Below are 21,357 nucleotides of genomic sequence, written 5' to 3'. Positions count from 1 at the left end.
CCCGTTCCCGGCAATCGATTTGAATCGTCCGCCTCCTGGGCCGGTAACCTGAGGTATTCGGTCGCGCCCCGGGCCCCCGTTCGAGCGGTCCCGGCGCGTCCCGCGTGCAATGAAATCCATCACTGACCGCATTCGTCGTACTGAAGAGAGCACTGTGGCCGCCGACAAGATCGACACCATCGTCAGCCTGAGCAAGCGCCGTGGCTTCGTCTATCCCTGCAGCGAGATCTACGGCGGCCAGAAGGCCGCCTGGGACTACGGACCGCTGGGTGTCGAGCTGAAGGAGAACATCAAGCGGCAGTGGTGGCGCAACATGGTCACCTCCCGTGAGGACGTGGTCGGGCTCGACTCGTCCGTCATCCTCGCCCGCGAGGTCTGGGAGGCCAGCGGCCACGTCGCGACCTTCAGCGACCCGCTGACCGAGTGCGTCTCCTGTCACAAGCGCTACCGGGCCGACCACCTGGAGGAGGCGTACGAGGCCAAGCACGGCCACGTCCCCGCCAACGGGCTCGCCGACATCAACTGCCCCAACTGCGGCAACAAGGGCGGCTTCACCGAGCCCAAGCCGATGTCCGGCATGCTGCAGACGCACCTCGGCGCGTTCAACGCGGGCGACCCGGCCGGGCTGGCCTACCTGCGCCCGGAGACCGCGCAGGGCATCTTCGTCAACTTCGCCGCCGTGCAGCAGACCTCGCGCAAGAAGCCGCCGTTCGGCATCGCCCAGACCGGCAAGAGCTTCCGCAACGAGATCACCCCCGGCAACTTCATCTTCCGCACCCGCGAGTTCGAGCAGATGGAGATGGAGTTCTTCGTCAAGCCCGGCGAGGACGACCAGTGGTTCGACTACTGGAAGCAGGAGCGCTGGAACTGGTACACGGACCTCGGGCTGCGCGAGGAGAACATGCGCTTCTTCGAGCACGCCAAGGAGAAGCTCTCGCACTACTCCAAGGCCACCGTGGACATCGAGTACCGCTTCCAGTTCGGCGGCAACGAGTTCGGCGAGCTGGAGGGCATCGCCAACCGCACCGACTACGACCTGACCCAGCACTCGGAGCACTCCGGCCAGGACCTCAAGTACTTCGACCAGGAGTCCGGCGAGCGCTGGTTCCCCTACGTCATCGAGCCCGCGGCGGGCGTCAACCGCGCCATGCTGGCGTTCATGCTGGACGCCTACCGCGAGGACGAGGCCCCCAACGCCAAGGGCGTGATGGAGAAGCGCGTGGTCATGCGGCTCGACCCGCGGCTCGCGCCGGTCAAGGTCGCCGTGCTGCCGCTGTCGCGCAACGCCGCGCTCTCGCCGAAGGCCCGCGGCCTGGCCGCGGACCTGCGCAAGCACTGGAACGTCGAGTTCGACGACGCCGGTGCGATCGGCCGCCGCTACCGCCGCCAGGACGAGATCGGCACCCCGTTCTGCATCACCGTCGACTTCGACACCCTCGACGACAACGCGGTGACGGTGCGCGAGCGCGACAGCATGGAGCAGCAGCGGATCTCGCTCGACCAGGTCGAGGCCTTCCTGGCCGGCAAGCTCATCGGCTGCTAGCAGGACTGCCCCGGCCCGGCCCGTCCCGTCTCGTCGCACAGCGGAGCGCGCCGCCGTCCCCCCACAGTAGGAGGGGGACGGCGGCGCGCTCCGTGCGTTCGCGTTCGCCGCTCAGGCGGAGCCCGCGCGCACCCGTAGCCGCCGGCTCGCCGTCCCGTCGTGCAGGGTCGCGGTGACCCGGTCGTAGCAGCCGTGGGCGGTGGCGATCCAGAACGCCCCGGCCCCGACCGACGCCTGGACCGGGCGCCGCACCCGGCGTCCCCTGCCGAGCACCACCTCGGGGACGGCCCCGTCCGCGGGCAGGTGCCCCCAGGCCAGCACCGAGGGCGGGCCGTCGCCGCTCCGGCGCGCACCGCGCAGCAGGTCCGGTGCGAGCGGCTGGGCCACCAGCACGTCCAGCAGCAGGCCGTCGTGGTAGACCTCCAGCGCCACCCGGCCCCGGGTGCCGTGGGTGAAGCGGACGGACCAGGGGGAGCCGAGCAGCGGCAGGCCGTCGAGAGCGGGGTGGTCGAGCGTTCGATGCTGCATGGGGATCAGGGTCGCTCCCCGATCTGTGAATCTCCTGAATGCCGCCCTGCGTGGACGCCGCCTGCGGGATTGCCGCCCCGGGGGGCTGCCCGTCCCTGCGGCTGCTCAGCCCTGGGCGAGGAGCCGGGCCCTGGCCTCCATCAGGCTGAAGCCGAGCAGGTTCGCCCCGCGCCAGCGGGACGGGTCCGTCGCGGCCTCGTTGGCTGCGCCCATGCCGATGCCCCAGATCCGGTCGCGCGGGCTGGCCTCGACCAGGACCCGGTTCGCCGTCCCGAGCAGGTAGTCGCGCAGCGCGGGGTCCTGGCCGAACTTGGCCGTGTTCCCGGCCACCACCAGCTCGAACCGGGCCGCGACCCAGCGCGCCTCGTCGAATCCGCGGACCAGGCGGCCGAGATTCTTCGCCTCGGCGGGCGTCCGCGCCGCCAGGATCGCCGGTATCGCGGCGTCGTCCCCGAACAGCCGGGCCTTCCCGGCCATCATCCAGTGCTCGGCACTGGCGTACGCCACTCCGTCCACGGTGAACCGCGAGGGCCACCACTGGCTCAGGCAGCCCGCCCCCACGGACCCGTCCTGACGCGGCCGGTGCCCCCAGAACATCAGCCACTTGGGCTGCGCCCCGGCGGCGATCAGCGCCGCCAACTCCTTTCGGCTGCGCGCCTGCACCGGGTTTTGCAACTCGCTCGCTTCGCTCGTCCCCATGCGCCGCATCCTCGCAGCCGCCACTGACAGTCCGGAGGCCGGACAGGTTCAGGGGAGCTTGACCGCCGGCAGATCCGTCCGGTGGACCTCCGGGGTGGCCGCGAACATCCTCGGGTCCGAGCGTGCGTCGATCTCACCCGAGGGGGCGCACCGGCTTCCCCCCAGGCAGCACATCGCGCAGCTGCTCCAGCGCCTCCCGCAGCATCTCCTCGTGCCGGTCCGAGCCGACCCGGTCAGGCTCCTGGGGACTCCACCGGCAGGCCGCGCTCGGCCGCCGCCGCGAGCAGGCGCTTGTCGTAGCTGACGAAAGCGGTGAGTGCCTGCTCCAGGAACTCCGCGCTGGCCAGGTGGATCGCGTCGAGGCTGCGGAGGTGGGGCATCGGCAGCCGGCCCGCGGCGCGGAGCACGGGATCGGTGACGCGGATCCGGAGAATCCGACTGAGCAGGTCGTCCGCGCTCTCCAACAGGTCCTGGTCGGCGCCGTGGCGGAGCAGCGTGCGGTCCACCTCGGTCTGTGCGAGCGCACTGCTGGCGTGGCCCTCGGCGGCCCTTGAGCCGAGGAAGGAGCGCAGGGCCGGGGTCTCCCGCTCCGGGAGCAGCAGCTTCAGCAGGGCACAGGAGTCGAGGTAGATCACCTGTCCTCCTCGTCCCGGAGTTCCTGGAGCGTTTCCGAGAGCGGCTTCGCCCCGGGGCGGCCCGGCAGCGGCTCCCAGTCCGCCAGTCCGGTCGCCTGCCGCACATTGCGCGGGTCGAGCGTGCCGTCGCGGACGAGGTCCTCGAGGACGCGCTGCTCCGGCGGCGGTGGTGCCAGCACGGCCACCAGGCGACCGTTGCGGGTGATCTCGATCCGCTCGCCGGCCGCCACCCGGTCCATGAGTTCGCTTGCGTGCTGTTGCAGCTGTCGAATCGGCACCCGTGCGGTCATGGATCCACCATAGGTCCGAGCGTGCGTCGATTCCACGCACCGTGCGTCGATCTCACCCGATGGGGGCGTACCGGGCAAGCCGGTGCCCCGCTCGGCAGGCGAGCGGGGCACCGGTTCGGTAGACCACGGGTGGGTGGGCAGGGCGTCGGGGATGTCAGCCCACGCGCTTGGGGAGGCGGGTGGACAGGGCGATGACGGCCAGGGTCAGCACCGTCTGGACGGCCAGCACCAGGGTCAGCGCCTGGTGCATCCCCCAGCTGGGGGAGAGGCTGAGGAACAGCGTGCCCAGGGTGGCGACGCCGAGGGCGAGGCTCGACTGCTGGGTGGTGGCGAGGATGCCGCCGCCCACCCCGGCCCGTGCCGACGGGATCTCGGACAGCACCAGCCGGATCAGCGGGGGCATCACCAGGCCCTGCCCGGTGCCCGCGACGGCCATGCCGGGCAGCAGCACCAGCGGGCTGAGGCCGGACCAGTCGGTAAGCACGGTGACGGTGAGCACCAGCAGGCCCACCGCCTGGATCACGGTGCCGGTGCGGATCACCTTGCTGCCGTAGCGGGTCAGCAGCCGCGGCCCGGCCAGCGAGGCGGCGAAGAAGCCGACCGCCATCGGGACCATGGCCAGGCCGGAGGCGATCGGGCCCTCGTTCAGGCCCTGCTGCAGCGCCACCGCCATCACCAGCATGAAGCCGCCGAAGCCGGTGAAGAAGGGCACGGCCATGGTCAGCCCGGTCCGCAGCCCGTCGATCCGCAGCAGCGACAGCGGGATCAGCGGGATCGCGCCGCCCCGCTCGGCCCGGCGCTCGACCGCGACGAACGCGGCGGCCAGGAACGGGAAGGCGGCGAGCAGGGTCCAGGTCCACCAAGCCCAGCCGACCGCGCGGCCCTCCATCAGCGGGACCAGCAGCGCCAGCAGCGCCGCGGCAAGCAGCCCGGTGCCGGGCAGGTCCACCTTGGCCGGGTTGGCCGAACGGGTCTCCGGGACGGAGCGCAGCGCCAGCACCGCGGCGACCAGCGCGACCGGGACGTTGACCAGGAAGATGAAGCGCCAGCCGGTGCCGAAGAGGTTCGCCGAGAGCAGCACCCCGCCGACGACCTGGCCGATCACCACCGAGATGCCGCCGACCGCGCCGTAGATGCCCATGGCGCGGGCCTTGCGCTCGCCCTCGGTCGCGGACTGGATGGTGGCCAGGGCCTGCGGCAGCATCAGTGCCGCCGCCGCGCCCTGGGCGACCCGGGCGCCGACCAGCGCCAGCGCGGTCGGGGCCAGGCCGCAGGCCAGCGAGGCCAGGCCGAAGGCGAGCGATCCGGCGATGAACAGGCGGCGCCGTCCGAACAGGTCGCCGAGGCGTCCGCCGAGGACCAGCAGCACGGCGTAGGCGATGCCGTAGCCGGCCACGAAGAGTTCCAGCGTGGCCGGTCCTGCGACCAGGTCGCGGTCGATGGTCGGCAGCGCGACGTTGACGATGAAGAAGTCCAGCATCGGCAGGAACGCGCCGAGCAGGACGGTGAACAGGCCGAGGGTGCTGAGCCGCGGTGGAGCGGCGGGCGGGGCCGAAGGGGAGGGTGCGGTGCCCAGGCGGGTTACGCGGGGCAGGACGTTCGCCCGGGTTGCGGGAGTCACCTGTGTGGTCATGACCGCTACGATCCGCCGATCCGTAGCCTGGTACCAGTGTCTGCTTATCCAGGTATCACGACTACCTGGAACAGGGATGCCGGATGGGGCATCCTGGTAGGCATGGCCACTGCACCAGCTCCGCTCGCCCTTGTCCACTCCACCCAGCAGCCCGACGAGGTGCGCCGCCGCGAGCTGGCCGCGTTCCTGCGCAGCCGCCGCGAGCGGATCTCGCCGGAGCAGGTCGGCCTGCCCGCGGTCGGCCGCCGCCGCACGCCGGGGCTGCGCCGGGAGGAGGTGGCGCTGCTCGCCGCGGTCGGGGTGACCTGGTACACCTGGCTGGAGCAGGCCCGCGACATCCAGGTCTCACCGCAGGTGCTGGACGCCATCGCGCGCGGCCTGCTGTTGGACGCCAACGAGCGCGAGCACCTGTTCACCCTGGCCGGCACGCCCGACCCGGCGCCGCCCGCGGTCTGCCCCACCATCACGCCCTCGGTGGCGCTGGTCATCGAGCAGCTGGAGCCGCTGCCCTGCGTGGCGGTGAACCGCCGCTACGACATCCTGGCCTACAACCGCACCTACGGCCGGATGATCGGGGACCTGGACGCCGTCGCCCCCGAGGACCGCAACATGCTGCTGCTCGGCTTCACCCACCCGGCCTGGAAGCGGGCCCTGGTCGACTACGAGGCGGCCACCTCGATGATGGTCGCCAAGTTCCGCAGCGCGATGGCCGACCACGTCGCCGAGCCCGCCTGGAAGGCCCTGCTCAAGCGGCTGATCCTGGCCTCGCCCGAGTTCGAGGCGAAGTGGCAGCAGCACGAGGTCCGCAACGTCGCCAACGGCGAGAAGCGCTTCCTGAACGAGCAGGTCGGGCTGCTGCACTTCGACTTCACCACGCTCTGGCTCGGCCCCCGCGAGGGCACCCGGCTGATCAGCTACACCCCGGCCGACGAGGAGACCCGCGAGCGGGTGGAGCGGCTGCACCGGCTGATCACCGCCGAGGGGTGACCCGGGGCCGCACCGTGCAGGCGGCCGGGAGTGGGACACTGGATGGTCTGCCCACCGATCGGAAAGAACCGAGATGACCACGACCGCCGCCGCCCCCGCCGCCGAGACCGCCGTCGCGCCGCTGCGCCTCGGCACGTCGATCGAGGTGTGGCCGCCGGTGGTGCTGGCGCCGATGGCCGGGATCACCAACGCCCCGTTCCGCAGCCTGTGCCGGGAGCAGTCCGGCGGTAAGGGCCTGTTCGTCTCGGAGATGATCACCACCAGGGCGCTGGTCGAGCGGGACCACAAGACCATGCGGCTGATCCGCTTCGACGCCTCCGAGCAGCCCCGCTCGATCCAGCTGTACGGGGTGGACCCGGCCATCGTCGGCCGCGCCGCCCGCATGATCGCGGACGAGGGCCTGGCCGACCACATCGACCTCAACTTCGGCTGCCCGGTGCCCAAGGTGACCCGCCGCGGCGGCGGCTCCGCGCTGCCGTACAAGCGGAACCTGCTGCAGCGGATCCTGCGCGAGGCGGTCGCGGGCGCGCAGGGCATGCCGGTGACCATGAAGATGCGCAAGGGCATCGACGACGACCACATGACCTACCTGGACGCCGGCCGGATCGGCGCCGAGGAGGGCGTCAGCGCCATCGCGCTGCACGGCCGCACCGCGATCCAGCACTACAGCGGCACCGCCGACTGGTCCGCCATCGCCCGGCTGCGCGAGGCCGTCCCGGCGCACGTCCCGGTGCTGGGCAACGGCGACATCTGGTCCGCCGACGACGCGGTCCGGATGGTCCGGGAGACCGGCTGCGACGGCGTGGTGGTGGGGCGCGGCTGCCTGGGCCGCCCGTGGCTGTTCAAGGAGCTGGTCAGCGTCTTCGAGGGGGAGACCCAGTATGCGCGGCCCGACTTCTCCTACGTCGCCCGGGTGATGTACCGGCACGCCCAGCTGCTGGGCGAGTGGATCGGCGACGAGAAGCACGGCGTGGTCGACTTCCGCAAGCACGTCGCCTGGTACACCAAGGGCTTCTCGGTCGGCTCCGAGCTGCGCCGCGCGCTCGCCCTGGCCTCGTCCCTGGACGAGCTGGCCGAGCACCTGGCCGCGGTGGACCAGGACCAGCGCTGGCCGGAGAGCGCGGACGGCCCCCGCGGCCGTACCTCGGGGGCGAACCGGGTGGTGCTGCCCGAGGGCTGGTTGGACGACCCGTACGACTGCGCCGTGCCCAGCGCCGACGCCGAACTGGACACCAGCGGCGGCTGAGCCCGGTCGGCCTACGCACGAGGGGTGAGACGGGGCGCCCCGGCGGACGTGACTCTGGACACACCGCCGCTCACTTTGCGTCAGTTGGACGCAAAAGCGCAGGTGGCCCGGCAGGTGGAACGGCTTCTTAACGTGCACGTGTCAGCGGGCCGGGTTTTCCTCCATCTGATCAAGCCAGGGCAACAGGACCGATACCGGTGATGAACGCTGGGTGATGGTCCGGTGATCGCACCGTTTCGCTGCCTTCAACCTTTGAACGCGGGCTAGCGTCAGGGCGACGATTGAGGGTTCACAGGTGAAGCTCGATTGTGCGCTTTCGATCTAGTGGGTTACCGGTGGGTACATGCCACTGACGGCCCAACGGGGGAGTCGAACGGCCTTTGATCTGGGTATGTTCTCCGGCGTCAGGGCAACCGTGCGGCAGGAGAACAGACCCGTGTCGGCAGAGCAGAAATTCGTCTACGACTTCACCGAGGGCAACAAGGATCTGAAGGACCTGCTCGGCGGGAAGGGTGCGAACCTCGCCGAGATGACCAACCTCGGGCTTCCCGTCCCTCCGGGATTCACCATCACCACCGAGGCCTGCAAGGTCTACCTGGACACCGGCAGCGAGCCGGCCCCGCTCCGCGACGAGGTGAGTGCGCACCTCGACGCGCTGGAGCAGAAGATGGGCAAGCGGCTCGGCGACGCGGCCGACCCGCTGCTGGTGTCGGTGCGCTCCGGGGCCAAGTTCTCGATGCCCGGGATGATGGACACCGTCCTCAACATCGGGCTCTCCGACGCCTCGGTCGGCGGCCTGGCGAACCAGGCCGGGAACGAGCGGTTCGCCTGGGACTCCTACCGCCGGCTGATCCAGATGTTCGGCAAGACCGTGCTGGGCGTCGACGGCGAGCTGTTCGAGGAGGCCCTGGAGGCGGCCAAGGACGCCAAGGGCACCGGCGACGACCTGGACCTGGACGCCGCCGACCTCAAGGCGATCGTCGAGCGGTTCAAGGGCATCGTCCGGGACCGCACCGGCCGCGACTTCCCGCAGGACCCGCGCGAGCAGATGGACCTCGCCGTGCACGCCGTCTTCGACAGCTGGAACAGCGACCGGGCCAAGCTCTACCGCCGCCAGGAGCGGATCCCCGGCGACCTGGCCACCGCCGTCAACATCTGCTCCATGGTGTTCGGCAACCTCGGCGCCGACTCCGGCACCGGCGTCGCCTTCACCCGCGACCCGGCCAGCGGCTACCAGGGCGTCTACGGCGACTACCTGCAGAACGCGCAGGGCGAGGACGTGGTCGCGGGCATCCGCAACACCGTGCCGCTGGCCGACCTGGAGGGCCTGGACCAGGCCAGCTACGACCAGCTGATGTCGATCATGACCACCCTGGAGAACCACTACCGGGACCTCTGCGACATCGAGTTCACCATCGAGCGCGGCAAGCTGTGGATGCTGCAGACCCGGGTCGGCAAGCGCACCGCCGCCGCCGCCTTCCGGATCGCGGTCCAGCTGGTCGACCAGGGCCTGATCGACCTGGACGAGGCGCTGCACCGGGTCAACGGCGCGCAGCTGGCGCAGCTGATGTTCCCCCGCTTCGACGAGTCCACCAAGGCCGAGCGCGTCGCCTGGGGCATCGCCGCCTCGCCGGGCGCGGCGGTCGGCAAGGCGGTCTTCGACTCCTACACCGCGGTCAAGTGGTCCCGCTCCGGCGAGCAGGTCATCCTGGTCCGCCGGGAGACCAACCCGGACGACCTGGACGGCATGATCGCCGCCGAGGGCATCCTCACCTCCCGCGGCGGCAAGACCTCGCACGCCGCCGTGGTCGCCCGCGGCATGGGCAAGACCTGCGTCTGCGGCGCGGAGGAGCTGGAGGTCGACACCAAGAAGCGCCGCTTCACCACCGCCGACGGCAAGGTGGTGGAGGAGGGCGACCTGATCTCCATCGACGGCTCCACCGGCAAGGTCTACCTGGGCGAGGTGCCGGTCGTCCCGTCCCCGGTGGTCGAGTACTTCGAGGGGACCCTGCACGCCGGCGCCGACGAGCAGGGTGGCCTGGTCCAGGCGGTGCACCGGATCATGGCCCACGCCGACGTCCGCCGCAGCCTGCGGGTCCGGGCCAACGCCGACAACGCGGACGACGCCAACCGCGCCCGCCGCTTCGGCGCCCAGGGCATCGGGCTGTGCCGGACCGAGCACATGTTCCTCGGCGAGGAGCGCCGCCGCGAGGTCGAGCAGCTGATCCTGGCCGACAACGACAAGGACCGCGAAGCCGCTCTGGCGACGCTGATGCCGCTGCAGAAGGCCGACTTCGTCGAGCTGTTCCAGGCGATGGACGGACTGCCGGTCACGGTGCGGCTGCTGGACCCGCCGCTGCACGAGTTCCTGCCCGACATCACCGAGCTGTCGGTCCGGGTCGCCCTCGCCGAGGCCCGCAAGGACCCCAACGAGAACGACCTGCGGCTGCTCCAGGCGGTGCACAAGCTGCACGAGGCCAACCCGATGCTGGGGCTGCGCGGGGTGCGGCTCGGCCTGGTCATCCCCGGGCTGTTCGGGATGCAGGTCCGGGCCATCGCCGAGGCCGCGGCGGAGCGGCGCAGGGGCGGCGGGGACCCGCGGCCCGAGGTGATGATCCCGCTGGTCGGCACGGTGCAGGAGCTGGAGATCGTCCGGGACGAGTGCGAGCAGGTGCTCGCCGAGGTCACCGCGGCCACCGGGGTGAAGCTCGACATCAAGCTCGGCACGATGATCGAGCTGCCGCGGGCGGCGCTGACGGCGGGTCAGATCGCGGAGGCGGCCGAGTTCTTCTCCTTCGGGACGAACGACCTGACCCAGACCGTGTGGGGCTTCTCCCGGGACGACGTGGAGGCCTCCTTCTTCACCGCCTACCTGGAGAAGGGCATCTTCGGGGTCTCCCCGTTCGAGACCATCGACCGCGACGGAGTCGGCGCCCTGGTCAAACACGCGGTGACGGAGGGCCGGGCGACCCGTCCCGACCTGAAGCTCGGCGTGTGCGGCGAGCACGGCGGCGACCCCGACTCGGTCCACTTCTTCCACCAGGCCGGGCTGGACTACGTGTCCTGCTCGCCCTTCCGGATCCCCGTGGCGCGGCTGGAAGCGGGCCGCGCCGCGATCGAGACCGCGGGCAGCGACTCGCGCTGACGTCCCCTCACCGGTGCCCCCCTCCCTCAGGGGGCGTGCCCACCGGTGTCAGCGCGAGGCATTCCCCCTCCCGGTGCAACCCCCGTCCCCGACCAAGGATGAGGGCGGGAGGGGGAGCTGCCCGCCCACCCGTCGCGTTCGCGCGCGACACCCCTGAACTACGGCGGCGCTCGGCGCAGAGCAACCGCCGTACCGCCGGGGCGGGCCACTTCCGGACAACGGCGTCCGGCGGTGACCCGCCCCGGCTTTTCTCGTCCTCCGGCGGGCTACGCCGAGATCAGCGGGCGTTCGGGCGCCGCCGCCGGCCGTTCGGCGCCGACCCGGTGCTCCAGGGCGATCCGCGCCGCGGGCCACTCCTCGTCCAGGATCGAGTAGAAGGCCGTGCCGCGGACCAGACCGTCCAGGCCCCTGGTGTGCGCGCGGTGCACCCCCTCCAGCACCGCGCCCAGGCGCTCGATCGCCGCGCGCGACCGCGCGTTGCGGGCGTCGGCGCGCATCGAGACCCGGCGCACGCCCCAGCTCTCGAAGGCGTGTCGCAGCATCAGCAGCTTCGCCTCGGTGTTGATCCCGGTGCCCTGCGCCCGCGCGGAGAGCCAGGTCGCGCCGATCTCCGCGGCGTCCGGCACCGCGTCGAGCGGGTCGCCCACCGGACCGCGCGGGGCCGGCGGCCAGATCACCGGGCCCTGCCAGTAGTCGAGCTCGCAGAACCGGGTGGAGCCGACCACCGTGCCGTCGGCGACCCGCACCGTCGCGAACGGCAGGGCCCGGCCCGCCTCCTGCGCGGCCAGCGCGTCGGCGACGTAGCGGGCGGTCGCGTCGAGTCCGTGCGGGACGGGGGTGAACGCGTAACTGCTGCGATCCTCCGCGGCAGCCGTGGTCAGCGCCTCGATGTGGCGCTCCGCGAGGGGTTCCAGCCGCACGGTGCGGCCATGGAGGTAGACAGGAAGAGGCACGGCCTTGTGTCCTTCTGGCGGCGGGGCAGGGGGGTGCGCCCTGGCCTGTTCCGGGTACGGCGACGGAGCGCGTCAGCCGTGGCGGGGCAGGGAGCGAGGGGACAGTGTGTGTCCGCGAGATGGCCGAGGAAGGAACGAGAGCGCGAATGACAGCGGGCGGCCAGGTGAAGGCAGGGGTGCGATGCGGGGGTACGTCTGGTCGTGCGAGGGTGGAGCGGTACCCATGGCGTGCTGTACGGCAGCGATGCGGTACAGCGAGAGGACCATACCGGCCGCGGGCGGTCAAGTCATCCCGCGCCGCGCCCGAGTTTCCCGCACGTTCGGGAATGCGGGCCGTGCCGGACGCGCTGGTGATGAAATAGTGGAGTCTGCGCGCGGTCAGGGCGCGGACCTCGGGAGATTGGGTTCACCGTGCTTGATCCGCAGGGGCTGTACGCATTCGAGCCGGAGGCGCCGGCAGCCGTCGAGGCGGCCTTCGGCAGCTCCGGCGGCGAAGCCGTCCCCGGGCTGGACGGGGGGTCGGCCAAGGGGCCGGTGCTGCTGCACTTCTTCGAGGGCTTCATGGACGCCGGAGAGGTCGGCGAGCAGGTCGTCGACCACCTGCTGGACGACCCGGCGCGCAAGCTGCTGGTGCGCTTCGACGCCGACCGCCTGGTGGACTACCGGGCGCGTCGCCCGCAGATGGTCTTCGACCGCGACCGCTGGGATTCCTACCAGGCTCCGACCATCGACCTGTACCTGCTGCACGACTCCGCCGGAGCACCGTTCCTGCTGCTCAGCGGCCCGGAGCCGGACGTCGAGTGGGAGCGCTTCGCCAAGGCGGTGCTGGAGGTGGTGGACCGGCTCGGGGTGCGGCTCGCGGTGAACTTCCACGGCATCCCGATGGGCGTGCCGCACACCCGCCCGGTCGGGCTGACCCCGCACGGCAACCGGGAGGACCTGCTCGGGCTCTACCCGCGCTGGTTCGACAAGGTCCAGGTCCCGGCGAGCGTCGCGGCGATGCTGGAGTTCCGGCTCGCCGAGGCCGGGCACGACGTCCTGGGCTTCGCCGCGCACGTCCCGCACTACCTCGCCCGCACGCCCTACCCGCAGGCCGCCGTGGCCGTGCTGGAGGCCGTGCAGGCGGCGACCGGACTGGTGCTGCCCGGGGTGCCGCTGCGGTCCAAGCTGGACGAGGTCCGCACCGACATCGACCAGCAGCTCGCCGACGGCGACGATGAACTGCGCAGCGCGGTCGGCGGCCTGGAGCAGCAGTACGACGCGGTGGCGGGCGCGGCGGGCCGGGAGAACCTGATGGCCGAACCGGCCGACCTGCCGTCCGCGGACGAGCTGGGCCGGGCCTTCGAGGAGTTCCTCGCGGAGCAGGGCGACAGCCCCAACGAGGGCACCACCGGAATGAGCTGACGCCGCGGCGGCTGCCCCGGGGCCACCGGTTCGGCACCGGTTCGACCCCGGTTCGGCCCAAGGCCGTCCGACCGGTGTTCGAGCGTCGTTCGGGCGGCTTGCGACCGCCGGTCCAGCCGTTCGACCAGGGCCGTCGGGGCGACCGCGGGGACGACTCCGGGCGGGCCTGCCGTGTACGGGGGTGCCGCTGATGCCTATCATTCCTCGCGGGGCCGTTCGGCCCGCTCGGCGACTCCGGCCCGGAAGGAGCACCCCCGGCGTGACCCGTTCGCAGGTGCGTGTGACGTCCCGGCTGATCGGAGCCGTGCTCATCGGCGTCTGCTGCGTGCTGGCGATGCAGTGGGCCAAGGCGGGCAGCAGCGGCGCCCGCTCCTCGCCGCCCCCGCCGACCGTCCGCTCCGGCACGGTCCCCGTCCTCCCGGCCGCGTTCGCCGCGCCGGACGCCCCGCTGTCCGGCCGGAGCACGGTCTTCGACGGCCTGCCGAGCGTCGGGGCGCTGTTCGCGACCGACGCCGACGGCCACTCGACCCACCACCACAGCTGCACCGCCACCGCGGTGGCCAGCCCGGTCGGCAGCATCGTGGTGACCGCCGCGCACTGCCTGTCCGACCCGGCGAACGGCGTGCCCGCGACCCCGACCGCGCCGGTCCTCTTCGTCCCCGGCTACCACGACGGGGTCGAGCCCTACGGCGAGTGGGCGGCCGACCAGGTCCTGGTGGACCCGCACTGGGCGGCCGACTCCGACCCCGACTACGACGTGGCGTTCGTGCTGGTGCACCGGGTCGGCGAGCCCGCCGAGCGGCTGGCGGACGTGGTCGGCGCGCAGAAGCTCGGCTTCGGCCGGGCCCGCCCGGTCGCGGTCGGGTCGGTCGGCTACCCGATCGACACCGAGAAGCCGGTCTCCTGCCACAACACCCTGACCGCCCGCTCGGCGACCCAGTCCGAGTTCGACTGCACCGGGTTCCAGGCCGGCAGCAGCGGCGGCCCGATGCTGGCGGACGTGGACCCGGCGACCGGCCTGGGCACCCTGGTCGGCGTCATCGGCGGCTACCAGCAGGGCGGCGACACCCCGGACGTCTCCTACGCCTGCGCCTTCGGCAGCGCGGTCCAGGCCCTCTACGCGCAGGCTGTCGCCGCGGCGTCGTGAGCCCGGCCGGGCAAGCCCCGGGAGCCTCGCCGGCGCTGCGGCCTCTCCGGGGCCGGAGCGGGCGGTGAGGCCGGGGAAACGGCCTGTGACGGCTGGGCAACCGGCGGGAAACACCGGTGCGGCAGGCTTGACCGTATGACGCCGACCGACCGCACCCCCGCAGGCGTTCCGCTCGGCAGCAGCCACGCCGAGCTGATAGCCGAGATCGCCCACCGCTTCTCCCCGCGCCCGGCCGCCGCCGGCCGCCGCCGCGCCCGAGCGGGCGGGCGGCGGGGCCCGGCCGATCCACGGCCCACCCTGGTCGCGGTGGCCCACGGCTCCCGCGACCCGGCCGCCCGGGAGACGGTCCACCGGCTGCTGGACCGGGTCCGCGCGCTGCGCCCCGGCCTGGACGTGCGGCCTGCCTTCCTCGGGCTGAACCAGCCGCTGCTGGACGACGTGCTGGAGGAACTGGGCGACGGCACGGCCGTCCTGGTCCCGCTGCTGCTCGGCCGGGGCTTCCACGTCCGGCACGACGTCCCCGGGGCGATCGCCCGGCACCCCCGGCTGGACGCCCGCACCGCCGCGCCGCTCGGCCCGCACCCGCTGCTCACCGAGGCGCTGCGGCTGCGGCTGGCCGAGGCGGGCTGGGACGACCCGGAGCAGGTCCGGATCCGCCGCCGGGACGCCAGGGACGCCGTGCTGCTGGCGGCGTCCGGCTCCAGGGACCCGGCCTCGGCCAGGGACGCGCAGACCCAGGCGCTGCTGCTGGCGGCCCGGCTGCACGTCCCGGTGGTGCCCGGGTACGTCTCCGCCGCCGCGCCGACGGTGCCGCAGGCGCTGGCCGCGCTGCGCGAGAGGGGCTACCGGCGGATCGCGCTCTCGTCCTACTTCACCGCCCCCGGCGACTTCGCCAGGACCGCGGCGGCGGACGCCCCCTGGCTGGTCGCCGCCCCGCTCGGGGCGCAGCAGGCGATGGCCGCGCTGCTGCTGGAGCGCTACGACGCGGCGGTCCCGTCCCGCACCGGCTTCGCGGTGCCGACAGCGGTCTGACGCCCGGTCGGCCGCGGTTGCTGCTGGTGTGTCAGGTACGGGCTGTCACCGGCGCCGGATACGGTTGCCGGATATGGACGACACGGAGCAGGTCAGCACCGACTACAGCGCCGCCGCCCAGGCCCGTTGGGTGGACGAGCCGGACAAGCGTCCGGGCCGGACCGCCTTCCAGCGGGACCGGGCCCGGGTGCTGCACTCCGCCGCGCTGCGCCGACTGGCCGGGACCACCCAGGTGGTCGCCCCGCTGGCCAGCGACTTCCCCAGGACCAGGCTCACCCACTCGCTGGAGTGCGCCCAGATCGGCCGGGAGCTGGGCGCCGCCCTGGGCTGCGACCCGGACCTGATGGAGACCGCCTGCCTCTCCCACGACATCGGCCACCCGCCGTTCGGCCACACCGGTGAGGAGGCCCTGGACCTGGCCGCGGCGGCCTGCGGCGGCTTCGAGGGCAACGCGCAGAGCCTGCGCATCCTGACCCGGCTGGAACCCAAGCGCTTCTCCGAGGGCGCGGGCGCGCGCAGCGTGGGCCTCAACCTGACCAGGGCCGCGCTGGACGCCGCCACCAAGTACCCGTGGACCAGGGGCGAGCACCCGGACTACCCGCAGAAGTACGGCGTCTACGCCGATGACGCGGCCGTGTTCGACTGGCTCCGGCAGGACCTGCCGAGCGGCCGGGACCGGTTCGAACGCTGCTTCGAGGCCCAGGTGATGGACTGGTCCGACGACGTCGCCTACTCGGTCCACGACGTCGAGGACGGGCTGCACGCCGGGCACGTCTCCCCGGCCGCGCTGCGCTCCCCGCGCGAGCGGGCCGAGCTGTTCGCCGTCGCCCGGCGCTACGCGCCCACCGCCGAGGAGGGCGAGCTGGCCGAGGCGCTGGACCGGCTCCAGGCCGAGGAGTGGTGGCCCGGCGGCTACGACGCCTCGGCCCGTGCCAGGGCCGCGCTCAAGGACACCACCAGCCAGCTGATCGGCCGGTTCTGCACCGCGGCCGAACGGGCGACCAGGGAGCGCCACGGCCCCGGGCCGCTCACCCGCTACGGCGCCGACCTGATCGTCCCGCGCGCCGAGCGGCTGGAGTGCGCGGTGCTCAAGGCCGTCGCCGACCGCTATGTGATGCAGCGTGACGACCAGGAGCAGCTGCGGGCCTGGCAGCGCACCGTGATCGGCGAGCTGGCCCAGGCGCTGGTGGCGTCCGCGCCGGTCGGCCTGGACCCGGTCTTCGGCGCCCTCTACGAGGAGGCCGCGGACGACGCGGGCCGGTTGCGCGCGGTGGTCGACCAGATCGCCACGCTCACCGACTCCTCGGCGGCGACGCTGCACCGGCTGCTCGTCAGCAGCAGATGACCGACCGGCGGCGCCCCCGCGGACGACCGCCCGGCGGTAACCGAGCGTGCCGATGGTCTTCACCGTGCCCCGCTGTTGCGGCAGGCTGCAGTGACGACTTCACGCTGTGACCCGTTCCACATGTCACGACCTGACAGGAGACCACCCGTGGTGGACGCGCACGAGACCCATGTCATCGTCGGAGCCGGACTCGCCGGCGCCAAGGCCGCGGAGACCCTGCGCGCCGAGGGCTTCACCGGCCGGGTCATCCTGGTCGGGGAGGAGCGCGAACCCCCGTACGAGCGGCCCAACCTGTCCAAGGGCTACCTGGCCGGGTCCACGCCCCGCGACGACCTCTTCGTGCACGAGTCGCCCTGGTACGCCGCGCACGAGATCGAACTGCGGCTGGGCTCGCCGGCCACCCGGCTGGACCGCGAGGCCCGTGCGCTGCACCTCGGCGACGGGACGGTGCTGACCTACGACCGGCTGCTGTTCGCCACCGGCTCCGCCCCGCGCACCCTGGACGTCCCCGGGGCCGAGTTGGGCGGCGTGCACTACCTGCGGAAGCTGCACGACTCCGAGCGGCTGCGGGCCGCGCTGCAGACCCTGGGCCGGGAGAACGGACGGCTGCTGCTGGTCGGCGCGGGCTGGATCGGGCTGGAGGTCGCCGCCGCCGCCCGCGGCTACGGGGCGGAGGTCACCGTCGTCGAGCCGCAGCCCACCCCGCTGTTCGGAGTGCTGGGCCCGGAGCTGGGCGGCTTCTTCGCCCATCTGCACGAGGACCGCGGGGTCCGGTTCCACTTCGGCGCCTCGGTCACCGCGATCGAGGGCGAGGACGGCATGGTGCTGGCCGCGCACACCGACGACGGCGACGAGCACCCGGCGCACGCCGTGGTGGTCGGCATCGGCGCCGCGCCGCAGACCGCGCTGGCGCAGGCCGCCGGACTGGCCGTGGCCGGGCCGGAGGAGGGCGGCGGCATCGCCGTGGACGCCGCCTTGCGCAGCTCCGACCCGGCGGTCTTCGCGGCCGGGGACGTCGCCTCGGCCGAGCACCCGCTGTTCGGCCGGCGGCTGCGGGTCGAGCACTGGGCCAACGCGCTGAACGGCGGCCCGGCGGCGGCCAGGTCGATGCTGGGCCGGCCGGTGGTCTACGACCGGGTGCCCTACTTCTTCTCGGACCAGTACGACGTCGGCCTGGAGTACTCCGGCCACGCCGCTCCCGGCTCCTACGACCACGTGGTGCTGCGCGGCGACGCGGGCAAGCGCGAGTTCATCGCCTTCTGGCAGGGGGCCGACGGCCGGGTGCTGGCCGGGATGAACGTCAACGTCTGGGACGTGGCGGGCGCGATCCAGCAGCTGGTGCGCTCCGGCCGCCCGGTCGACCCGGACCGGCTGGCCGACCCGTCGGTCCCGCTCGCCGAGCTGTAGCCGCCGGACCGTCGGCTGCTGTCCGCCCCCAGGCATACACTGCACGACGTGGCAGGACGGATCAAAGACGAGGACGTGGACGCGGTCAGGGCCGCCGTCCGGATCGACCACGTCGTCGGCGAGTACGTCCAGCTCACCAACGGCGGCGGCGGGCAGCTCAAGGGGCTGTGCCCGTTCCACGACGAGAAGTCCGCCTCCTTCTACGTGAACCCGAGCAAGGGCGTCTTCAGCTGCTTCGGCTGCCAGGAGAGCGGGGACACCCTCGGCTTCGTGATGAAGATCGAACACCTGTCGTTCGTGGAGACGGTCGAGCGGCTGGCGCCCCAGGTCGGCATCACCCTGCGCTACGAGGGCGGCGGCTACCAGCCGGGCCAGCAGAAGGGCGAGCGGACCAGGCTGCTGGAGATCAACAGGATCGCCGCGGCCTGGTTCACCGAGCAGCTGGGCAGCCCGGAGGCCGACATCGCCCGGCGCTTCCTCAAGGAGCGCGGTTTCGAGGCCGAGGCCGCCGCCCGCTTCAGCCTGGGCTACGCCCCCGGCGGCTTCGAGAACCTCACCCGCTTCCTGCGCGGGCGCGGCTTCAGCGACCGCGAACTACTGGTCTCCGGCATCTGCTCGGAGGGCCAGCGCGGGGCGATGGACCGGTTCCGGGGGCGGCTGGTCTGGCCGATCCGGGACATCACCGGCGAGGTGGTCGGCTTCGGCGCGCGCAAGCTGCGCGAGGACGACAACGGGCCCAAGTACCTGAACACCCCGGAGACCCCGCTCTACAAGAAGTCCAACGTCCTCTACGGCATCGACCTGGCCAAGAAGGACATCGCCAAGACCGGCCGGGCGGTGGTCGTCGAGGGCTACACCGATGTGATGGCCTGTCACCTCGCGGGCGTCACCACGGCGGTGGCCACCTGCGGCACCGCCTTCGCCGAGGACCACATCAAGATCCTGCGCCGGCTGCTGATGGACACCTCGCAGTACCGGGGCGAGGTGGTGTTCACCTTCGACGGCGACGCGGCCGGGCAGAAGGCCGCGCTGCGGGCCTTCGAGGACGACCAGAAGTTCGCCGCCAAGACCTCCATCGCGGTCAGCCCCGGCGGGATGGACCCGTGCGAACTGCGGCTGGCCCAGGGCGACGAGGCGGTCCGGGCGCTGATCGAGAACCCGGTCCCGCTGTTCCTGTTCGCGATCAGGGCCGCCGTCGCCACGCACAACCTGGAGACGGCGGAAGGCCGTTCGGCCGCGCTGGAGCAGTCCGCGCCGATCGTGGCCCGGATCAAGGACGGCTCGATCCAGCACGACTACGCGGTGCAGCTGGCCGGGATGATCGGCATCCTGGACGAGCAGTTCGTGGTCCGCCGGGTCTCCCAACTGGCCCGCTGGCAGCGGGAACGGGACCAGCAGAAGGACCGCGGCGGCAACCGCCCCGGCGGCGCGGGCGGGCCAGGCGGTTCTTTCGGTCCGGGCGGCGCGGGCGGCTCCGGCGGCTCGGGTGGGGAGCGCCGGGGGTACGGGGCGCCGGTCCCGGTGGCCGCCGCGCCGATGCGGCCCGCGTACCGGCTGAACCCGCGCGACCCGGCCCAGTTCGTCGAGCGGGAGCTGCTGAAGCTCGCCCTCCAGCACCCGGTGCTGGTCGCCCCCACCTTCGACTTCTACGCCGAGGACGAGTTCCCGACCCCGCCGTACGCCCAGGTCCGCGCGGCCATCGCGGCGGCGGGCGGGGTGGCCGCCGGTGCGTCCAGGCCTGACGCCTGGTCAGGCCTGGTACGGGCGGCGGCTCCTGACGACGGGGTGCGCGGACTGATCACCGAACTGACGGTGGAGCCGGTACGCACCCGGCGGGCCGCCGACGCCCTCTACGCGGGGGAGTTCCTGGTCAAACTGCGGCTGCAGGCGGTGGACCGCAGGGTCGCCGACTGCCGGGCCCACCTGCAGCGGCTCGGCCCGCGCGCCACCCCTGATCAACTGTCGTCTGTCCAGGGCGAGTTGTGGGCACTCCAGCAGTACGGCCAAGGCCTGCGCGAACGCGGCGCCGCGGCGCTCTGACCCGGTCCGGGCGGGGCCGGTCGTTGCGGAACCGGGGGAGAAAGTCCGCGCACACGTCTCTGCCTGAGCGTCAGCGGGGGAGCACACTGGGTTGCGGTGCCCGACTCAACCGAGCGCGGGGCCGCCGGTCCCGACGGCCTCCCGCCCATCGCGTTCCGGACGGAGGGCGGCGCGGCCCCTCCCGTCCCGATGCCGCGCGCTCCGCACCGCCCCGACCCGGAGCCGTTCCTTCTCGACGGCCCCCCGCCGGAGGCGCTCGCGCTCGGGGAGGAGGCCGACGACGAACCGGACGACGGGGACGACCCCGCCGAGCCTCCCGGCCACCGGGCCGGCGATCGGGTCGAAGACCACCCGTCCCCCGCTCTCGACGACACCTCGGGCCCGTCCGCCGACCTGTTCCGCCAGTACCTGCGCGAGATCGGCCGGATCCCCCTGCTCACCGCCGTCCAGGAGGTCGAGCTGGCGCGTGAGGTCGAGGCCGGACTCTTCGCCGAGGAGTACCTGAACGCCCACCCCGGTCTGGCCGAAGAACCCCTGGCCTCCGACCTGGACCGGCTGATCGTGCTGGGCCGGATCGCCAAGCGCCGCCTGATCGAGGCCAACCTCCGCCTGGTCGTCTCCGTCGCGAAGCGCTATGTGGGCCGCGGACTGACCATGCTGGACCTGGTCCAGGAGGGCAACCTCGGGTTGATCCGCGCGGTCGAGAAGTTCGACTACGCCCGCGGCTACAAGTTCTCCACCTACGCCACCTGGTGGATCCGCCAGGCGATGAGCCGGGCCCTGGCCGACCAGGCCAGGACCATCCGAGTGCCGGTGCACGTGGTGGAGCTGATCAACCGGGTGGTCCGGGTGCAGCGGCGGCTGCTCCAGGAACGCGGCTGCGAACCCACCGCGGCGGAGGTGGCCGAGGTGCTGGAGATCCTCCCGGCCCGGGTCAGCGAGGTGCTGCGGCTGGCCCAGGAGCCGGTCTCACTCCACGCGCCGGTCGGCGACGAGGACGACGTCGCCCTCGGCGACCTGATCGAGGACGGCGACGCGGCCTCCCCGGTCGAGTCCGCCGCGTTCATCCTGCTGCGGCAGCACCTGGAGGCGGTGCTCTCCACCCTCGGCGAGCGCGAGCGCCGGGTGGTCCAGCTCCGCTACGGCCTGGTGGACGGCCGCCCGCGCACCCTGGAGGAGATCGGCCGACTGTTCGGCGTCACCCGCGAACGGATCCGCCAGATCGAGTCCAAGACCCTCAGCAAACTCCGCGACCACGCCTTCGCCGACCAACTCCGCGGCTACCTCGACTGACCGACGCGGCCCGCATCGGCCCGACGCCGC

17 protein-coding genes are annotated in these 21,357 nt (G+C 72.8%); 11 read left to right on the top strand and 6 right to left on the bottom strand.

Annotated elements, in window-relative coordinates:
* Positions 1 to 154: 154 nt before the first annotated feature.
* Positions 155 to 1,543 carry a glycine--tRNA ligase gene (locus tag ACEZDE_RS07160; RefSeq protein WP_380533638.1) on the top strand — a complete coding sequence of 463 codons (1,389 nt, stop codon included), beginning with the start codon at positions 155 to 157 and terminating at the stop codon, positions 1,541 to 1,543.
* A gap of 111 nt (positions 1,544 to 1,654) precedes the next feature.
* Here ACEZDE_RS07160 and ACEZDE_RS07155 read toward each other — a convergent pair whose 3' ends face one another.
* The 5 genes from ACEZDE_RS07155 to ACEZDE_RS07135 all read right to left on the bottom strand — a co-directional run bounded on the left by ACEZDE_RS07155 (position 1,655) and on the right by ACEZDE_RS07135 (position 5,328).
* On the bottom strand, positions 1,655 to 2,071 hold the full coding sequence (locus ACEZDE_RS07155) for a hypothetical protein (protein WP_380533636.1): 417 nt from the start codon (positions 2,069 to 2,071) through the stop codon (positions 1,655 to 1,657).
* Between the two features lie 105 nt (positions 2,072 to 2,176).
* Positions 2,177 to 2,770 (bottom strand): NADAR family protein, encoded by a 594-nt coding sequence (locus ACEZDE_RS07150; RefSeq protein ID WP_380533635.1) that lies wholly within the window; start codon positions 2,768 to 2,770, stop codon positions 2,177 to 2,179.
* A gap of 233 nt (positions 2,771 to 3,003) precedes the next feature.
* Entirely contained in the window at positions 3,004 to 3,405 is a 402-nt protein-coding gene (locus tag ACEZDE_RS07145) for a type II toxin-antitoxin system VapC family toxin (protein WP_380533633.1), read from the bottom strand.
* Positions 3,402 to 3,695 (bottom strand): type II toxin-antitoxin system Phd/YefM family antitoxin, encoded by a 294-nt coding sequence (locus ACEZDE_RS07140; RefSeq protein ID WP_380533632.1) that lies wholly within the window; start codon positions 3,693 to 3,695, stop codon positions 3,402 to 3,404. Before ACEZDE_RS07140 ends, ACEZDE_RS07145 begins: the two co-directional genes overlap by 4 nt.
* 154 nt (positions 3,696 to 3,849) lie before the next feature.
* Positions 3,850 to 5,328: an MFS transporter gene (locus tag ACEZDE_RS07135; RefSeq protein ID WP_380533630.1), complete on the bottom strand. Its 1,479-nt coding sequence runs from the start codon at positions 5,326 to 5,328 to the stop codon at positions 3,850 to 3,852.
* A 102-nt stretch (positions 5,329 to 5,430) separates the two neighbouring features.
* Here ACEZDE_RS07135 and ACEZDE_RS07130 point away from each other — a divergent pair, with 102 nt between their 5' ends.
* The 3 genes from ACEZDE_RS07130 to ppdK all read left to right on the top strand — a co-directional run bounded on the left by ACEZDE_RS07130 (position 5,431) and on the right by ppdK (position 10,706).
* Positions 5,431 to 6,315 (top strand): helix-turn-helix transcriptional regulator, encoded by an 885-nt coding sequence (locus ACEZDE_RS07130; protein ID WP_380533628.1) that lies wholly within the window; start codon positions 5,431 to 5,433, stop codon positions 6,313 to 6,315.
* A 73-nt stretch (positions 6,316 to 6,388) separates the two neighbouring features.
* Positions 6,389 to 7,561, top strand: a complete 1,173-nt coding sequence (gene dusB, locus ACEZDE_RS07125) for a tRNA dihydrouridine synthase DusB (protein ID WP_380533626.1) — start codon at positions 6,389 to 6,391, stop codon at positions 7,559 to 7,561.
* A gap of 391 nt (positions 7,562 to 7,952) precedes the next feature.
* Positions 7,953 to 10,706, top strand: a complete 2,754-nt coding sequence (gene ppdK / locus ACEZDE_RS07120; RefSeq protein ID WP_380533625.1) for a pyruvate, phosphate dikinase — start codon at positions 7,953 to 7,955, stop codon at positions 10,704 to 10,706.
* A gap of 266 nt (positions 10,707 to 10,972) precedes the next feature.
* Here the strand turns inward: ppdK and ACEZDE_RS07115 are convergent, their stop codons facing one another.
* Positions 10,973 to 11,659, bottom strand: a complete 687-nt coding sequence (locus ACEZDE_RS07115; protein ID WP_380533623.1) for a GNAT family N-acetyltransferase — start codon at positions 11,657 to 11,659, stop codon at positions 10,973 to 10,975.
* 411 nt (positions 11,660 to 12,070) lie between these two features.
* On the opposite strand from ACEZDE_RS07115, the gene ACEZDE_RS07110 reads away from it, so the two are divergent.
* The 7 genes from ACEZDE_RS07110 to ACEZDE_RS07080 all read left to right on the top strand — a co-directional run bounded on the left by ACEZDE_RS07110 (position 12,071) and on the right by ACEZDE_RS07080 (position 21,327).
* Positions 12,071 to 13,063, top strand: coding sequence for a proteasome assembly chaperone family protein (locus ACEZDE_RS07110; protein WP_380533621.1), 993 nt, complete (start codon positions 12,071 to 12,073; stop codon positions 13,061 to 13,063).
* Positions 13,064 to 13,322: 259 nt separating this feature from the next.
* Positions 13,323 to 14,210 carry a trypsin-like serine peptidase gene (locus ACEZDE_RS07105; protein WP_380533620.1) on the top strand — a complete coding sequence of 296 codons (888 nt, stop codon included), beginning with the start codon at positions 13,323 to 13,325 and terminating at the stop codon, positions 14,208 to 14,210.
* A 135-nt stretch (positions 14,211 to 14,345) separates the two neighbouring features.
* Positions 14,346 to 15,242 (top strand): sirohydrochlorin chelatase, encoded by an 897-nt coding sequence (locus tag ACEZDE_RS07100; RefSeq protein WP_380533618.1) that lies wholly within the window; start codon positions 14,346 to 14,348, stop codon positions 15,240 to 15,242.
* A 73-nt stretch (positions 15,243 to 15,315) separates the two neighbouring features.
* On the top strand, positions 15,316 to 16,587 hold the full coding sequence (locus ACEZDE_RS07095) for a deoxyguanosinetriphosphate triphosphohydrolase (RefSeq protein ID WP_380533616.1): 1,272 nt from the start codon (positions 15,316 to 15,318) through the stop codon (positions 16,585 to 16,587).
* A 147-nt stretch (positions 16,588 to 16,734) separates the two neighbouring features.
* Complete coding sequence (locus tag ACEZDE_RS07090; protein ID WP_380533614.1) at positions 16,735 to 17,994, top strand: NAD(P)/FAD-dependent oxidoreductase; 1,260 nt, start codon at positions 16,735 to 16,737, stop codon at positions 17,992 to 17,994.
* A 48-nt stretch (positions 17,995 to 18,042) separates the two neighbouring features.
* Positions 18,043 to 20,034: a DNA primase gene (gene dnaG / locus ACEZDE_RS07085; RefSeq protein ID WP_380533613.1), complete on the top strand. Its 1,992-nt coding sequence runs from the start codon at positions 18,043 to 18,045 to the stop codon at positions 20,032 to 20,034.
* A 96-nt stretch (positions 20,035 to 20,130) separates the two neighbouring features.
* Positions 20,131 to 21,327 carry an RNA polymerase sigma factor gene (locus tag ACEZDE_RS07080; protein WP_380533611.1) on the top strand — a complete coding sequence of 399 codons (1,197 nt, stop codon included), beginning with the start codon at positions 20,131 to 20,133 and terminating at the stop codon, positions 21,325 to 21,327.
* Positions 21,328 to 21,357: the final 30 nt, after the last annotated feature.

The sequence above is a fragment of the Streptacidiphilus cavernicola genome (assembly GCF_042510955.1).
Taxonomy (GTDB): domain Bacteria; phylum Actinomycetota; class Actinomycetes; order Streptomycetales; family Streptomycetaceae; genus Streptacidiphilus; species Streptacidiphilus cavernicola.
This window is presented reverse-complemented; position numbering and strand designations above follow the sequence as displayed.

What these genes read in the sequence shown, in the direction of transcription:
- ACEZDE_RS07155 (WP_380533636.1), bottom strand. Translation starts at nt 2,071, where the DNA reads ATGCAGCATCGAACGCTCGACCACCCCGCTCTCGACGGCCTGCCGCTG.
- ACEZDE_RS07150 (WP_380533635.1), bottom strand. Translation starts at nt 2,770, where the DNA reads ATGGGGACGAGCGAAGCGAGCGAGTTGCAAAACCCGGTGCAGGCGCGC.
- ACEZDE_RS07140 (WP_380533632.1), bottom strand. Translation starts at nt 3,695, where the DNA reads ATGACCGCACGGGTGCCGATTCGACAGCTGCAACAGCACGCAAGCGAA.
- ACEZDE_RS07135 (WP_380533630.1), bottom strand. Translation starts at nt 5,328, where the DNA reads ATGACCACACAGGTGACTCCCGCAACCCGGGCGAACGTCCTGCCCCGC.
- ACEZDE_RS07130 (WP_380533628.1), top strand. Translation starts at nt 5,431, where the DNA reads ATGGCCACTGCACCAGCTCCGCTCGCCCTTGTCCACTCCACCCAGCAG.
- dusB (WP_380533626.1), top strand. Translation starts at nt 6,389, where the DNA reads ATGACCACGACCGCCGCCGCCCCCGCCGCCGAGACCGCCGTCGCGCCG.
- ppdK (WP_380533625.1), top strand. Translation starts at nt 7,953, where the DNA reads ATGTTCTCCGGCGTCAGGGCAACCGTGCGGCAGGAGAACAGACCCGTG.
- ACEZDE_RS07100 (WP_380533618.1), top strand. Translation starts at nt 14,346, where the DNA reads ATGACGCCGACCGACCGCACCCCCGCAGGCGTTCCGCTCGGCAGCAGC.
- ACEZDE_RS07095 (WP_380533616.1), top strand. Translation starts at nt 15,316, where the DNA reads ATGGACGACACGGAGCAGGTCAGCACCGACTACAGCGCCGCCGCCCAG.